Here is a 15110-nt window from a genome sequence, read left to right on the forward strand (position 1 = left end):
CCTCTTTCCTTGAGCGCGCGTCGGCGTCATAAGGTGTCGTGCGGGGCGTATGGGGGCAGGTCATGGCCAGTGCAGTCACAAGTCTTGGCTCATCTGCGGGCAGGAGCCCGGGCTATGGTGTCGAAGAGGTTCTCGACAGGGCCGGAACGGGGCGGTTCCAGCGGCGGCTCCTCGGGGTCTTCGGCCTGGTCTGGGCGGCGGATGCCATGCAGGTCATCGCCGTCGGCTTTACCGCGCCCTCCATCGCGGCCAGCTTCGGCCTGACCGTGCCGCAGGCCCTGCAGACGGGCACGGCTTTCTTCTTGGGGATGCTCATCGGCGCCTATGCCTTCGGGCGGCTCGCCGACCGCTACGGCCGCCGCCGGATCCTGATCTTCACCGTGGCGCTGGATGCCGTGTTCAGCCTGGCCTCCGTCTTCGCGCCGGATTTCGCCATTCTCCTTGCCCTGCGCTTCGTGGTCGGACTGGCGGTGGGCGGCACGCTGCCGGTGGACTACGCCATGATGGCCGAGTTCCTGCCGGCCCGCAGCCGCGGGCGCTGGCTGGTCATGCTGGAAGGGTTCTGGGCGGTCGGCACCGTGGCGGTGGCCATCGTCGCCTGGGCCGCCAACAGCTACGGCGCGGCCGAACCCTGGCGCCTGATCTTCCTGGCGACAGCCATTCCCGCCATCATCGGCATCTTCCTGCGCTTCTGGATCCCCGAGTCACCCCGCTACCTTCTGAATACGGGGCGCGACGATGATGCGCGGCAGGTTTTCGACAAGGTGCTGGTGGCCAACGGGCAGGCCCGGCTCGACAAGCCCGTCCGCCGCGACCCGCAGCCGGTCGGGGGCGGGGGCATCTTCTCGGCGCCCTATCTGCGTCGGAGCCTCTGCATCCTGGCCATCTGGCTGCTCGTCTCCTCGGCCTATTATGGTGTCTTCACCTGGCTGCCGGGCAGGCTGGCGACGGAAGGCTTCGGCTTCCTGCGCGGCTACGGTTTCCTGATCCTGGTCGCGCTGGCGCAGCTTCCCGGCTATGCGCTCGCCGCCTATGGCGTCGAGCGCTGGGGCCGCCGCGAAACGTTGATCGGCTTCCTGATCCTGTCGTGCCTCGGCTGCTTCCTCTTCGCCGTGACGCTGCAGCCGGGCATCGTCACCTTCGCCGTCCTGTTGATGAGCTTCGCCCTGCTCGGGACCTGGGGCGCCCTCTATGCCTGGACGCCGGAACTCTATCCGACGCAGATCCGCGCCACGGGCATGGGAACGGCCGGCGCCATGGCGCGGCTCGGCGGCCTTCTGGCCCCGACGGCGATGGCGCCCTTGATCGGGCTCGGCTTCCCGGTGGCGGTCGGCTTCTTCGCCGCACTCCTGTTCATCGCCGTCCTGGCGACCGTCGCCCTGAAGGTGGAGACACGGGCGCAGGCGATCCACTGACCGCCTGCCGCGCCCCGCGGCTTTCAATCCGGCAGCAGGATCGTCCCGGCGACTTCGATGCCGAAGCCGGTCAGGCCGACATAGGAGCGCTCGTGCGTCGCCATCACCTGGATGGAGCGTACGCCGACATCCCGCAGGATCTGTGCGCCGACGCCGATTTCGCGCCAGCGCTGCATCCGGGCCCGAGCGCTGCCGTGGCGCTCGCCGTCTTCCGGCGCCCCGCTGTCATGCTCTGGCGGGGTGAAATCATCCGCTTCGCTGGTGCGCAGCAGCATCAGAATGCCGTGCGGCCGGTCCTTGAGGGCGTCCACGGCGTTCTCGACCCAGGTCTGCGACCCGCGAATATGTCCGAACAGATCCATGACAGGCTGCTCGCGGTGGATGCGGGTCGGCACCTTGTCGGCATAGCGCACGTCCCCGAACAGGGCGACCACATGCTGCATATCGTCGAACGGCGTCTCGTAGATGCGGATGCGGCCCTTCATGCCGCCGATCATCATGTCCTGTTCCTTCACGCAGGTCACGAAGCTTTCGCGCCGGATGCGATAGGAGATGAGATCCTCGATCGAGACGATCTTCAGCCCATGCTCGCGGGCGAAGAGGATGAGCTCGGGCAGGCGCTTGACCGTCCCGTCATCGTTGACGACCTCCGCCAGCACGCCGACGGGCTCCAGCCCGGCCAGCTGGGCGAGGTCCGTCCCCGCTTCCGTATGGCCGCTGCGCGTCAGGACGCCCCCCTCGCGGGAGATGAGCGGGAACATATGGCCGGGGCGCAGGAAATCGCCCGGGGCGATGTTGTTGTTGGCAAGCGCCCGCGCCGTACTGGCGCGCTCTTCGGACGAGATGCCCGTCGTCATGCCGACGCGGTAATCTACCGACACGGTGAAAGCCGTGCGCATCGGGTCGAGATTGTTGGCGACCATGGGCGGCAGGTTCAACCGCTGCGCACGCTCGCCCGTCATGGGAACGCAGAGAATGCCGCTCGTGTGGCGGATCATGAAGGCGATCTTTTCCGGCGTCGCCTTGGACGCCGCCATGATCAGGTCACCCTCGTTTTCCCGGTCCGTATCGTCGACGACGACGACCAGTTCACCGGCCGCAATGGCCGCGATCGCGTCTTCGACCCTGTCCAGCTCGTCCACCATGTCCATACCCCAAAGCTCGCGCCATGCCCTGGCGGCGGGCGGGATCAGTGCAGGCACAGGGCCGGCAGGATGCCCGCGCACGCCACCTGCTGGGAGCCCTCGTAAATCATCCGGACGGCGACGAACAGGATGATGATGAGCCCGATCCAGGCGATGAAGCGATATTTGTTCAGTAGCCGGGCGACCAGCGTAGCCATGGCGCCCATCAGCACGACGGAGATCAGGAGCCCGGCAACCAGAACCTCGATATGGTCGCGCGCCGCGCCGGCGACGGCCAGCACATTGTCGAGCGACATGGAAATATCGGCCACGATGATCTGCAGAAGGGCCTGCTTGAAGCTCTTCTGCGGCACGGCGGCCTGGTCGGCCAGGGCATCCTCGCCATGGCCGCCCGCGGTGATTTCGCGGTACATCTTCCAGCAGACCCAGAGGAGCAGGATGCCGCCCGCCAGCGTCAGGCCGACAATGGCGAGCAGCTCCACCGCCACGAGGGCCAGGAGGATCCGCAGGACGACGGCGCCGGCAATGCCCCAGAAGATCACCTTGCGGCGGATCGATGCATCGACGCCGGCGGCCGCCATGCCGACGACGACCGCATTGTCGCCCGCCAGGACGATGTCGATGAACAGGACCTGGAGCAGTGCGGCAAACTCGGTCGCCAGGAAGGATTCGCTCAACGCAGCACCCGCGCTTATGAGGGATCGGTGGGGCGCCTTTGCGCCATGGTCCTCTCATAAGCGGTCGCGGCGCGATTGAACACGCCGGTGTGATCACAATGTGAGGTAAACCGGCCGCAGTCGGGAAAGGAATTTTAGGGCATGGCGTCAGCGGACACGGTGGTTGCACTGGCCTTTTGCAACGGAAGCTTCGTTCCGCGTGCGCGCGCGCTCCCGGCCGAAGAGGCGGTCGCGATCAGCGTCGGCGGCTCGACCCACGCCGTCATGATGGCGACGCCGCAGGACCTGGAAGACATGGCGATCGGGCTCATGCTCAACGAGCGGATCGTGGACCGCCCGGACGAGATCGAGGCGGTCGAAATCGTCGCCTCGGACGGGGGCGTCGACTGCCAGGTCCGGCTGATTGCGGAGCGGGCGCAAGGGTACGTGGCGCGGCGGCGGCAGATGACCGGGCCCGTCGGCTGCGGGTTGTGCGGCGTCGAGTCCCTGGAACTCGCCCGCCCGGCGCTTCCGGCAATCGGCGCGACCCTGCGCCTGGATCCGCGCCGCATCGTGAAGGCCATGTCGGATATGGCGGAGGGGCAACTCCTCGGCCGCCAGACACGCGCCGTCCATGCGGCCGCCTTCCATACGGCTGATGGCGGTTGCCTGGTGGTGCGCGAGGATGTCGGCCGGCACAATGCGCTAGATAAAGTCGCCGGCCATCTGGCGCGTCAGCGCATCGCGCCCGCGCATGGGTTCCTGACCCTGACGAGCCGCGTTTCGGTGGAGCTCGTCCAGAAGGCGGCTGTCATGGGTTGCGGGCTTCTGGCGGCGATTTCCGTTCCGAGCGAACTGGCCGTGCGGGAGGCGGAAGGGGCGGGGGTGACGCTGATTGCCGTGGCGCGGGGGGAGGAATTCGAGATCTTCACCCACCCTGGCCGGGTGGACGGCGCCCTTTAGGCGCTATTCCAGCTCACTATCCTCGGCCAGCTCCTGCGCGGCCTGGGCGGTGGGCTGGCGCGTGAAGCCTTCCAGCCCGGCATGCAGGTTGCGGTCCCGCTCGATCTCCACCGGCGATGTCGCATAGGCGGTGATCAGCTCGGCGAGCGATCGCAGCGCATGGACATGGATGCGCTCCCACCCGTGCGAGGCATCCACGCCGAAGGCGATCAGCGCCGTGCGGACATCGTGGCCGGCCTCGACAGCGGAAGCAGAATCCGAGCGGTAGTAGCGGAATATATCCTTCTGGTAGCGGATATCCTCATCGTGACACAGGCGGACGAGCTTCTTGGTCAGATGGTAGTCGAAAGGCCCCGTCTGATCGGCCATGGCGATGGTGACGCCGAACTCCGACGAGTTCTGCCCCGCTGCCGTCGTGCCGTTGTCTACCGCCACCATGGATGCGATGTCCGGGGTCAGGATGGAGGATGCGCCCACCCCGACCTCTTCGGCGATGGTGAAGAGCCAGTGGATGTCGACCGGGGTGACGGCATTCTCCCGCTCCAGGGCCTCGATGGCCGCCAGCATGATGGCGACCCCGGCCTTGTTGTCGAGGTGGCGGGAGACAATGAAGCCGTTGTCCAGGAATTCGGGCTGCGGATCGATGGCGACGATATCGCCGATCTCGATGCCGAGCCGCGACAGCTCCCGCCGGTCGCGCGCCAGCGCGTCCACGCGCAGTTCCACGAAGGGCCAGCCGATCGGCAGGTGATCCACCTCGTCGTTGAAAGTGTGGCCGGAGGCCTTGAGCGGCAGGATGGTGCCGCGATAGGCGCCCGTATCGGAGAAGATCGTTGCGCGCGCGCCTTCCGCAAAGCGCGCCGACCAGGTTCCGATGGGCACGACTTCGAGCCGGCCATTGTCCTTCAGGGATTTGACCTGCGCGCCGAGTGTATCGACATGGCTGACGATGGCCCGCGCCGAAGCGCGGCGGCTGCCCTGGCGCAGCGCCCGGATGGCGCCGCGGCGTGTGAGCTCCACCCGCAGGCCGAGCCGCTGCAACTCGTGCGTCACGTGGCGTACGATCGTATCCGTGTATCCCGTCGGGCTTGGGATCTTCAGGAGCGCCCTGAGCTGGTCTGTCAGGTAATGGCTGTCGATGGAAAGCCGTGGCACGTCGGTCCGCTCGTTCGCTTTGGTGTTTCGCCTTGCGCGGGGCCGCGCAATGTTCATGCGTGATGCTTCCTCTACCGCCAAATCAAGGAAGCCTCCAGAGCCGGGCGTCACCGGCCGCGGGTGCGCCGGCGCTCGCGCGCCTTGCGGGCCGATGCCGGGATCGACATGGGGAACAACAGGTCGACGAACCGTTCGGCGGTGGGCTGCGGCTCGTGATTGGCAAGGCCGGGCCGCTCGTTCGCTTCGATGAAGACGTAATCGGGCAGGCGCGGATCCTTGATCATGAAGTCGATGCCGCAGACCGGGATGTCGATCGCGCGCGTTGCCGCGATGGCCGCCTCCACCAGTTGGGAATGCACGATGCCCGTCACATCGTGAATGGTCCCGCCCGTGTGCAGATTGGCCGTTCCACGCACCTTCAGCTCGACGCCTTCCGGCAGGACGTCGTCCAGCGCGTAGCCGGCCTTCTGGACGCAGCGTTCCGTTTCGCCATCCAGCGGGATGCGGCTTTCGCCCCCCGTGGCGGCGGACCGGCGGCGCGACAGATGCTCGATCAGGTGGCGCGCGCTGCGGCGCCCGTCGCCCACGATCACCGGCGGCCGACGTACCGCCGCCGCGACGACGCGGAAGTCGATCACCACCAGGCGCAGATCGTCGCCCTGGAAGCAGGATTCGATCAGCACCCGCTCGCACTGTTCGCGCGCGGCGGCAATCGCCGTGCGTGCATGATCCATGGTTTCGACGCCGACGGCGATGCCGCGGCCCTGCTCGCCCCGTGCGGGCTTGACGACGATCGATCCGTGCTCGGCCAGGAAGGCCTCCACAGTGCCATCCCCGTCGTCCCCGGCCAGCATCTGCGCCGGCACGTTGACCCCGGCGCCTTCGACCAGCCGCCGGGTGACGCCCTTGTCGTCGCAGATCGACATGGCGACGGCGGATGTCAGTTCCGACAGGCTTTCGCGGCAGCGGATGCTGCGGCCGCCATAGGTCAGCCGGAAGAAGCCGGCGGGTGCGTCCAGAACCTCCACGGCGATGCCGCGCCGCGCCGCCTCGTCCACGATGATGCGGGCATAGGGGTTGAACGCGTCGAACGTATCGCCCGCGCCGGTAAAGAGCTGCTCATTGATCTGGTTGCGCCGCTTGACCGTAAAATAGGGAACGCGCACGAAACCGAGGCGCTCATAGAGGGCGATGGCCGGCGCATTGTCGTGCATCACCGACAGGTCCATGTAGCTGGCGCCACGGGCCTGGAAATGCTCGGCAAGCTGGCGCACCAGCGCCTCGCCGATGGCGGGGTGCTGGGCCTGCGGATCGACCGCCAGGCACCAGAGCGAGGAGCCGGCCTCCGGATCCTCGAAGGCGCGCCGGTGGTCGACGCCTGTCACCGTGCCGAGGATCGCTCCCGTCGCCTCGTCCTCGGCCACGAGCCAGGTGAGGTGGCGGCTGTCCCGGTTGCTCCAGAAGAAATCCGGATCGACCGTCACCATGCGGCGGCTTTGATAGATGCGGTTGATCTCGGCCGCATCGGACGGCGAGGCGAGGCGGCGGACGGCAAAGCCGCTCGGCCGCCTTCGGCTCGGCCGGTAGATCGTCAGGTCCAGCCGGTATGTGTGCGACGGGTCGAGGAAGAGCTCCTGCGGGGCATGGCTGATGAGGACATGCGGATCGCGGACATAGAAGGCGATGTCGCGCCGGTCCGGCCCTTCCTCGTTCATGCGGCGTGTCAGATGCGTCGTATCCTCGAAGGTCTGGGCGAAGATGAGCCGGCCCCATCCGCACTCGACCTCGGCATCCGCCTGTGGCGTCCCGTCCGGGGCATTGCCCTGCGGCCGCGCATAATTGCGCATGCGCTTCAAGCGCCGCTCGTAACCGGCCTTTGCCCGGCCGTGATCGTCCGTGCTCATCGCCTCAGATCTCCTGGGCCTGCAGCCACATTTCCAGAAGCGCCACCTGCCACAGCTCCGAGCCCTGGAGCGGCGTGATGCGATCCGTCGGATGGGCGAAAAGATCGTCCAGATATTCCGGTCGGAACAGTTCCCGCTCCCGGGCCTTCTGGCTGGTCAGAGCGCCGCGCACCATGTCGAGATAGGGTCCGGAAATGTATTTGAGCTGCGGCACCGGGAAGTAGCCCTTGCGCCGATCGATCACCTCCGAGGGGATCACCAGCCGGGCCGCTTCCTTGAGAACGCCCTTGCCGCCCTGCTTCAGCTTCTCGGCGGAGGGGACACGCGCGGCCAGCTCGGCCAGTTCATGGTCCAGGAAGGGAACCCGGGCTTCCAGCCCCCAGGCCATGGTCATGTTGTCGACGCGCTTGACGGGATCGTCCACCAGCATGATCTGGCTGTCGAGGCGCAGGGCCTTGTCGACCGGATCCTCGGCGCCCGGCATGGCGAAGTGATCCCGCACGAAATCGCGGCTGACATCCCCCTCCGCATGCCATTGCGGCGACAGGTGGCTCCGCAGCGTGGCATCGTTCCGGTCGAAAAAGGCCCCGGAATAGGCGCTCAGCGGATCGCTGGCTCCGGCCATGGGTGGGTACCAGTGATAGCCGCCGAAAATCTCGTCCGCGCCCTGGCCGGACTGGACGACCTTGATGTGCTTGGCGACTTCACGGGACAGAAGGTAAAAGCCGATATTGTCGTAGGAGACCATGGGCTCCGACATGGCGGCGATGGCGCCCGGCAGATGCTCCATGAGCTCGCTGCCCGGCACGAAGATTTTGTGATGCTGCGTGCCGTAGTGCCGGGCGATCAGGTCGGAATAGACAAACTCGTTCCCGACCTCTCCATTGGCGTCCTCGAAGCCGATGGAGAAGGTGCTGAGGCCCGTCTGCCCGGCTTCCGCCAGGAGCCCGACGATGAGCGAGGAATCGACGCCGCCCGACAGAAGGACGCCGACCGGCACGTCGGCCACCATGCGGCGCTCCACCGCCTGGCGCAGGCTTTCCAGGACGGCGTCGCGCCAGTCCTGGGGCGTCATCGCCTCGTCGCCCGGCTGCAGGCCGAAGCGCGGCTGCCAGTAGACCTCGTCCCGGTAGGCGCCGTCCGGCTCGATCAGCCGGATGGTCGCCGGGGGCAGCTTGCGCACGCCCTTCACGATGGTGAGCGGTGCGGGAACGACCGCATGGAACGTCATGTAATGATGCAGCGCCTCACGGTCGATCGACGTATCGACATCGCCCGTCTTCAGGATCGACTGCAATGAGGAGGCAAGGTAGAGCCGCTGCGGCGTCTGCGACAGGTAGAGCGGCTTGATGCCGAACCGATCGCGCGCCAGCATGACGCGCCCGCTGTCGCGCTCATGGATGGCAAAGGCGAACATTCCCTTGAACCGCTTCACGCAGTCCGGGCCCCAGGCATGATAGGCCTTGATGATGACTTCCGTATCGCCATGCGAGAAGAAGCGGTAACCCATGCCCGACAGTTCGGCGCGCAGCTCCGGATAGTTGTAGATGCAGCCGTTAAAGGCCAGGGTCAGCCCCAGGTCCGGATCGACCATGGGCTGCTGCGCCTTTTCGGACAGATCGATGATCTTCAATCGGCGGTGGCCAAGGCCCACATTCCCGCGCACGACCTGACCCGCGCCGTCGGGGCCGCGCGGGGCCAGGCAGTTGCCCATGCGTTCGATCCGCTCCGGAGACGCCATCTTGCCGTCGAAGCGGATTTCGCCGCAGATTCCGCACATATGATCTCTTCCTGTCACTTTCGGGTCTGGTTGGGGCTCGGCGCGTTAGATAGGCCGCATGTCCGGAAAGCCTACCCCGGTCGGGGCTTTGCAATCGTGCGGGGGGTGGGGCATAGGTCTGCGGCGCGTGGCCGGACCCGACCGCTGCGCGACCATACAGCGGAAGGAACCGACCATGCCCGAAACATCGGAGGATCGGCTGCGCCAGCGGCTCATGCCGCTCGAATCCTACCGCGCCCTGATCGATGGGGAAACGTTCCTGTCTGACTGGCTGACCGTCGATCAGGCGATGATCGACCGCTTCGCCGATGCGACGCTGGACCATCAGTTCATCCATGTGGACGTGGAGCGCGCGCGGGCGGAGGGGCCCTATGGGGGCACGGTCGCGCACGGTTTCCTGTCGCTCTCGCTCCTGTCGCGGCTCGCCTATGATGCGATGCCGGGGGTGGAGGGCTCGACCGTCGGCGTCAATTACGGCTTCGACCGTGTCCGCTTCCTGTCGCCGGTCCGCTCCGGCGCACGGGTGCGCGGAAGCTTCCGGCTGAAGGGGCTCGTGGAGCGGGCCGTCACCATTCAGTCGACATGGGACGCGTCGGTCGAGATCGAGGGCTCGGCCAAGCCGGCCCTCAACGCGCAATGGATCACCGTCTCGATGCTGCAGATGGCCTGACTGGGACCGCGGGCGCTGGCCCCGGCGGCACGCGTGACCGCGCCGCGGGGGTGCTTGCCTGTGCGTCAGATATCGTCGAAGCCGCCGAGGTCCCCGCCATCGTCGAAGCCGTCGAAGCCGGCATCCTCGGCGACGCCGTCCACGGCCTCGCCGGCCTCGCCCGCCAGGGCTTCACCGGCGCCGCCGAACATGCTGCCCAGCATCGAGCCGAGCATCATGCCGCCGGCAACGCCGACAGCGGTCTGCGCCGCGCCGGCCAGAAAGCCGCCGCCCTGGCGCGGGGCCGCCGGCTGTGCCTGAGGCTGGCCGCCCTGTGCGCCGCGTCCACCCCAGGGCGAGCCGGCCGGCATGGCCGCGCCTTCGCGGCCCGATCCCTGGCCGGCGGGACGCTGGCCGCCACCGAACAGGCTGCCCAGAAGGCCGCCCCCGCCGGACTGTCCGGCCTGGCGTGACTGTTCTTCCAGCGCCTGGATGCGTGCCTGTGCCGCCTCCAGCGCCTGTTCCTGCACGATGATGGTCTGCGCCATGTAGTAGGGGGCTGCCGGCTGTGCCGAAAGCTGCTGGCGAATGAATCCTTCCGCCTCCGCATCCCGCGGGGAAGCGTCCCGTTCGACCGAACGGAGCCGGGTGAACAGGCCCTCGATCAGACGTCGTTCGTCATCATTCATGCTCATCGCTCTCTCCTCAGGAGCATTATCGTTCGCTGGCGGGAGATAGGAACCCGTCGCGGCATTCGGTAGGCGGCTGCAAAATCGTGATCGCGCCGTGAAGCGGCCCTCAGGCCCAGGCCTCCAGGAGCGTTTGCGTATCCACCGTTTCGACCTGCTGGCCGAAGCGCTGGCGATAGTGATCCATCAGGCGATCATGCGTCTCGTCGGAGGAACTGCAAAGCGCGTCGCTGACGACGATGACACGAAACCCGCGGTCGACGGCCCCAAGCACGGCGGCCAGAACGCAGACATCCGTTTCGCCGCCGGTGATGGCGAGCGTTTCGGCGCCGCCGGCCTTCAGCATGCGATCGAGCCGGTCGTCGAGCCAGGGCGAGTAGACCGTCTTGTCCAGCACCGCGGCCGGCGGAACGAAGCGTGCCAGAGGTTCGACGATGTCGATCATCGGCGCCCCCAGCCGATCGATCGTCATGGTGCTCCAGCGCTCATAGTAGCGGCGCCAGGTGCCTTGGCCTTGCCCGGCGTGCTGCGCCGGCACGAAACGCGTGAAGATGGTGCGCTCCGGCCGGTGCGCCACGATCCGTGCGATCCGCGGTGTCACACGCGCGGCCCATGGGGCGTGCCAATCCGTTTCCTCCGCGAACATGCGCTGCATGTCCACGCAGAGATGGAAGCAGTTCTGCAGTGCTCCGAACAGAAGTTCTTGCCTTTCGGCCATGGTCGACCTCGCCGCCCTGATCCACCGGCGGCGACAGCATCATGCGTGCCGCACCCCGCGCCGGTTCATCGCCGGAACCGGCGGCGGAGCGTTTTGTTCTGCGCCTTTTCGTTTGGGGGCTCAGCTTTCCGGCGCCGATGGCTTACGCCGCGGCGGAGGCGCAGGCCTGCGCATTCGGCCGGAAGCGGGCGGTCCGCTTGTCCACTTCGTAGAGTGCCGAAAGGTCGGCGGCGCGGCGCGCCAGATCCAGCACCGCCTCGATGATGCGGCGCGCTTCGTCATCATTGTGCAGGTAGCTGAAGTTCAGGCGCACCCAACCCGGCTTCTGCGTCTCGGCCCCGGCCTCGAGTTCATCGAAGAGCGCGTCCGATGCCGCCCGGTCGAGCCCGAGCAGGCGGTGCGCATAGGGGCCGGCGCAGGCACAGCCGCCGCGCGCCTGGATGCCGTAGAGATCGCTCAGCATGCGTGTGAACATCTGATGATGGACGATCCGCCCTTCGCCATCGCGGATGCGGAAGGAGAAGATGGGCAGCGCGCGGGCATGGGGGCGCTGGCCCAGAAGCTCGATGCCCGGCTGGCCGGACCAGGCGGTGAGCGCCGCCGCGCGGTGGCGTTCCTCCAGCGCCCAGATCCGATCCTCGCCCACCGCTTCCTTGACGAGCAGGCACAGGGCCGCCCGGATATCGCCCACAATGTCCGGGGTTCCGGCTTCCTCGCGCGCTTCCACGCGCTGGCTGTAGGCGTGGCGCCAGGGCGATACGAAAGTGACCGAGCCGCCGCCCGGCACAGTCGGCGTGGCGCGGCGCACGATCGTGTCCCGCACGACCATGACGCCCGATGCCGCCGGCCCGCCGGGGAACTTGTGCGGCGAGAAGACGATGGCGTCGAGCGCCGCGTCGCCCGCGCCCATGGACATGGGCAGATAGGGCGCACCGGCCGCGTAATCCCACAGTGCCAGCGCGCCCGCCGCCTTGAGGCGGCGTGTCACGGCACCCGCGTCAGTCAGCATGCCCGTGACATTGGAGGCGGCCGAAAAGGCGCCAACCACCAGATCCGCCCCACGGCAGTCCTGAAGCGCGCAATCCAGCGCCGTAAGGTCAACGCCACCATCGCTCGCTTCGGCGATCTCCACCACCTCCGCCCCGCTTTCGCGCCAGGGCAGGATGTTGGAATGGTGCTCATAGGGGCCGATCAGCACGGTGACGCGCCGCCCCGCTGCCCGCTGGCCGGCAATGTCGAGAAGGCCGACGATGCGGTTGATCCCGCTCGTCGCGCCCGAGCCGGTAAAGACGACGTGGCAATCGGCCCCGGCGCCGGTCAGCCGGGCGATCTCGCCGCGTGCTTCGCCGCGCAGCCGTGTCATGGTGCCGCCGCAGTGCGAGGCTTCCGTATGGCTGTTGGCGTAGAAGGGGAGGACCTGCCGGAGCACGAACTCCTCGACCTGCGCGAGCGCGCGCCCGGATGCGACATAATCGGCATAGAGAAGACGGCGCGGACCGAAGCCGCCGTCGAATTCGACCCCGTTGCCGATCAGCCCGCCGCGCAGGCGCGCAATCGCGTCATCGCCTGCCAGACCATCCCGGAACTCTGCCAAAATCCCCATCGCGCAACGCCTTCCCAACCGCTTAATCGATCTGGGGAGATTACGCGCGGTAGCAGCGAAGTTTGATCTTAATTCAGGGCAGGGCGGGAAAGAATCGAGAAATATGATCGAACGATTGCCAATATGACGATCATTTTGACAACATGTCAGATTTCCAGCGGACGGTTCTCAAGAATGGCTTCCATGGCGAAGTAGGAGGTCACGTTTTCCAACTCGAGCTTCTCGATGAGGCGCTGATACACCTCGTCATAGCTTTTCATGTCGGTGGTGACGATCTTCAGCATGTAGTCGTAATCGCCGCCGATGCGGTAGAAATCGGTGATGTCCGGGATGGACGTCACATGCGCCCGGAAGCGCTTCAGCCAGTCCGCCGAATGGTTGCGTGTGCGGATCATGGCAAAGACGACCAGCCCGCGGCCGATGGCCTCACGGTCGATCCGGGCGGCCTGGCCCTGCAGGATGCCGGATTCCTGCAGCTGCTTGATCCGCCGCCAGCATGCATTCTGCGACAGGCCCACCTTGTCGGCCAGGTCCCGCTGCGACTGGGAGGCGTCCTTCTGGAGCTCCGTCAGGATCTTCGCATCGATCCGGTCGATCTTGTCGCGCATGTCCCACCCGTCCATCCGGTCGTTCCACAGGGTCCTTGAACAGATGCACCAAGCGTCGCCCGGCGGCAACAACCCGGCGCGGAGCCCGGCCGCGCCCTTGCGCGGCGGCCGGGGGAATGGTTTGACGCGGGTCTGATCACCCCATCACCCGGAACAGACGCATGATCCGCCTCGAGAGCATCGGCAAACAGAACGGCAAGCAGATCGTCTTCATCGAAGCCTCGGCGGCGCTGCAGCGGGGTGAGAAGATCGGCCTCGTCGGCCCGAACGGCGCTGGCAAGACGACGCTGTTCCGTATGATCACCGGCGAGGAACTGCCCGACGAAGGGCAGGTTTCCGTCGATCGCGGCGTCACCATCGGCTATTTCAGCCAGGATGTCGGCGACATGGCCGGCCGCAGCGCGGTCGTGGAGGTGATCGACGGCGTGGGGCCGGTCAGCGCGCTGGCCGCCGAGCTCGCGGAGCTGGAGGCGGCCATGGCCGATCCGGCGCGCGCGGACGAGATGGACGAGATCATCACGCGCTACGGCGATGTGCAGGCCCGTTACGACGAACTCGACGGCTACGCTCTGGACGGGCGCGCCCGCGAGGTGCTGGACGGCCTCGGCTTCAGCCAGGAGATGATGGACTCCGATGTCGGCGCCCTGTCGGGCGGCTGGAAGATGCGCGTGGCGCTGGCCAAGATCCTTCTGATGCGGCCCGATATCATGCTGCTCGACGAGCCATCCAACCATCTGGATATCGAAAGCCTGATCTGGCTCGAAAGCTTCCTCAAGGGCTTCGACGGCGCGGTGCTGATGACGTCGCACGACCGGGAGTTCATGAACCGCATCGTCAACAAGATCATCGAGATCGATGGCGGTTCCTTGACCTCCTATTCGGGCGATTACGAATTCTACCGCCAGCAGCGCGCCATTGCCGAGGTGCAGCAGCAGGCGCAGTTCGAGCGCCAGCAGGCCATGCTGGCGAAGGAAGTGGCCTTCATCGAGCGTTTCAAGGCGCGCGCCAGCCACGCCGCGCAGGTGCAGAGCCGGGTCAAGAAGCTCGACAAGATCGAACGCGTCGAGCCGCCCAAGCGCCAACAGACGGTGCGCTTCGAGTTCAAGCCGGCGCCACGCTCCGGCGAGGACGTGGCGAGCGTGAAGGGCGTGCACAAGCGCTATGGCGCACGCGTCATCTATGAGGGGCTCGACTTCCAGGTGCGGCGGCGCGAGCGCTGGTGCGTGCTCGGCGTGAACGGCGCCGGCAAGTCGACGCTCCTCAAACTCATCGCCGGCGCATCGGAGCCCGATTCGGGCACCGTGACGCGCGGCCCGAGCGTGAAGATGGGCTACTTCACCCAGCACGCCATGGAATCGCTCGACGCCGAGCGCACGGTGCTGCAATCGCTGGAGGACAGCTTTCCGCAGGCCGGGCAGGCCCCCTTGCGCGCCCTGGCCGGCTGCTTCGGCTTCACCGGCGACGATGTGGACAAGAAATGCCGCGTTCTGTCGGGGGGTGAGAAGGCGCGCCTCGTCATGGCCTTGATGCTGTTCGACCCGCCGAACTTCCTGGTGCTGGACGAGCCGACCAATCACCTCGACATCGCCACCAAGCAGATGCTCGTGGAAGCGCTGGAACGCTTCGAGGGCTCCATGCTCTTCGTCAGCCATGACCGCCACTTCCTGGCGGCCCTGTCCAACCGCGTCCTGGAGCTCACCCCGGACGGGCCGCACCTTTATGGCGGCGGCTACACCGAATATGTCGCGCGGACGGGCCAGGAAGCGCCAGGACTGCGCAGCTAGAGCCGACACGTCATGCCGGGCATCGGAGGCGGCGTGCGGGG

Annotated in this window: 13 protein-coding genes; 4 read left to right on the forward strand and 9 right to left on the reverse strand. The window is 67.0% G+C overall.

The window, feature by feature from the left end:
- Nucleotides 1-62 precede the first annotated feature (62 nt).
- Complete coding sequence (locus AUL30_RS08875; RefSeq protein WP_062227517.1) at nucleotides 63-1415, forward strand: MFS transporter; 1353 nt, start codon at nucleotides 63-65, stop codon at nucleotides 1413-1415.
- A 23-nt stretch (nucleotides 1416-1438) separates the two neighbouring features.
- Here the strand turns inward: AUL30_RS08875 and ribB are convergent, their stop codons facing one another.
- Together ribB and AUL30_RS08885 are read right to left on the reverse strand one after the other, a co-directional pair.
- Nucleotides 1439-2560, reverse strand: a complete 1122-nt coding sequence (gene ribB, locus AUL30_RS08880) for a 3,4-dihydroxy-2-butanone-4-phosphate synthase (RefSeq protein WP_062227725.1) — start codon at nucleotides 2558-2560, stop codon at nucleotides 1439-1441.
- Between the two features lie 44 nt (nucleotides 2561-2604).
- Nucleotides 2605-3237 carry a TerC family protein gene (locus AUL30_RS08885; RefSeq protein WP_244490763.1) on the reverse strand — a complete coding sequence of 211 codons (633 nt, stop codon included), beginning with the start codon at nucleotides 3235-3237 and terminating at the stop codon, nucleotides 2605-2607.
- Between the two features lie 141 nt (nucleotides 3238-3378).
- Here AUL30_RS08885 and fdhD point away from each other — a divergent pair, with 141 nt between their 5' ends.
- Nucleotides 3379-4179, forward strand: coding sequence for a formate dehydrogenase accessory sulfurtransferase FdhD (gene fdhD / locus AUL30_RS08890; RefSeq protein ID WP_062227518.1), 801 nt, complete (start codon nucleotides 3379-3381; stop codon nucleotides 4177-4179).
- A 3-nt stretch (nucleotides 4180-4182) separates the two neighbouring features.
- On the opposite strand, the gene AUL30_RS08895 is transcribed toward fdhD, so the two are convergent.
- From AUL30_RS08895 to AUL30_RS08905, 3 genes are all read right to left on the reverse strand, one after another.
- Nucleotides 4183-5334, reverse strand: coding sequence for an osmoprotectant NAGGN system M42 family peptidase (locus AUL30_RS08895; protein WP_062227727.1), 1152 nt, complete (start codon nucleotides 5332-5334; stop codon nucleotides 4183-4185).
- 107 nt (nucleotides 5335-5441) lie between these two features.
- On the reverse strand, nucleotides 5442-7238 hold the full coding sequence (gene ngg / locus AUL30_RS08900) for an N-acetylglutaminylglutamine synthetase (RefSeq protein WP_062227519.1): 1797 nt from the start codon (nucleotides 7236-7238) through the stop codon (nucleotides 5442-5444).
- A 4-nt stretch (nucleotides 7239-7242) separates the two neighbouring features.
- Complete coding sequence (locus AUL30_RS08905; protein WP_062227520.1) at nucleotides 7243-9018, reverse strand: N-acetylglutaminylglutamine amidotransferase; 1776 nt, start codon at nucleotides 9016-9018, stop codon at nucleotides 7243-7245.
- A gap of 175 nt (nucleotides 9019-9193) precedes the next feature.
- Between AUL30_RS08905 and AUL30_RS08910 the strand changes: the two genes are divergently transcribed.
- Nucleotides 9194-9688 (forward strand): MaoC family dehydratase, encoded by a 495-nt coding sequence (locus AUL30_RS08910; RefSeq protein WP_083507791.1) that lies wholly within the window; start codon nucleotides 9194-9196, stop codon nucleotides 9686-9688.
- A 65-nt stretch (nucleotides 9689-9753) separates the two neighbouring features.
- Here AUL30_RS08910 and AUL30_RS08915 read toward each other — a convergent pair whose 3' ends face one another.
- From AUL30_RS08915 to AUL30_RS08930, 4 genes are all read right to left on the reverse strand, one after another.
- Nucleotides 9754-10362 (reverse strand): DUF2076 domain-containing protein, encoded by a 609-nt coding sequence (locus AUL30_RS08915; RefSeq protein WP_244490764.1) that lies wholly within the window; start codon nucleotides 10360-10362, stop codon nucleotides 9754-9756.
- A gap of 103 nt (nucleotides 10363-10465) precedes the next feature.
- Entirely contained in the window at nucleotides 10466-11074 is a 609-nt protein-coding gene (locus AUL30_RS08920; protein ID WP_062227521.1) for a cysteine hydrolase family protein, read from the reverse strand.
- Between the two features lie 142 nt (nucleotides 11075-11216).
- Nucleotides 11217-12677, reverse strand: a complete 1461-nt coding sequence (locus tag AUL30_RS08925) for an aminotransferase class V-fold PLP-dependent enzyme (protein ID WP_062227522.1) — start codon at nucleotides 12675-12677, stop codon at nucleotides 11217-11219.
- Nucleotides 12678-12823: 146 nt separating this feature from the next.
- The gene (locus tag AUL30_RS08930; RefSeq protein ID WP_062227730.1) at nucleotides 12824-13285 is read right to left on the reverse strand and encodes an Lrp/AsnC family transcriptional regulator; all 462 of its coding nucleotides are present in this window, start codon (nucleotides 13283-13285) and stop codon (nucleotides 12824-12826) included.
- Between the two features lie 161 nt (nucleotides 13286-13446).
- Between AUL30_RS08930 and AUL30_RS08935 the strand changes: the two genes are divergently transcribed.
- Entirely contained in the window at nucleotides 13447-15069 is a 1623-nt protein-coding gene (locus tag AUL30_RS08935) for an ABC-F family ATP-binding cassette domain-containing protein (protein ID WP_062227523.1), read from the forward strand.
- Nucleotides 15070-15110 lie beyond the last annotated feature (41 nt).

Origin of the sequence: Aureimonas frigidaquae (assembly GCF_001463905.1) — a bacterium.
GTDB classification, from domain to species: Bacteria; Pseudomonadota; Alphaproteobacteria; order Rhizobiales; family Rhizobiaceae; genus Aureimonas; species Aureimonas frigidaquae.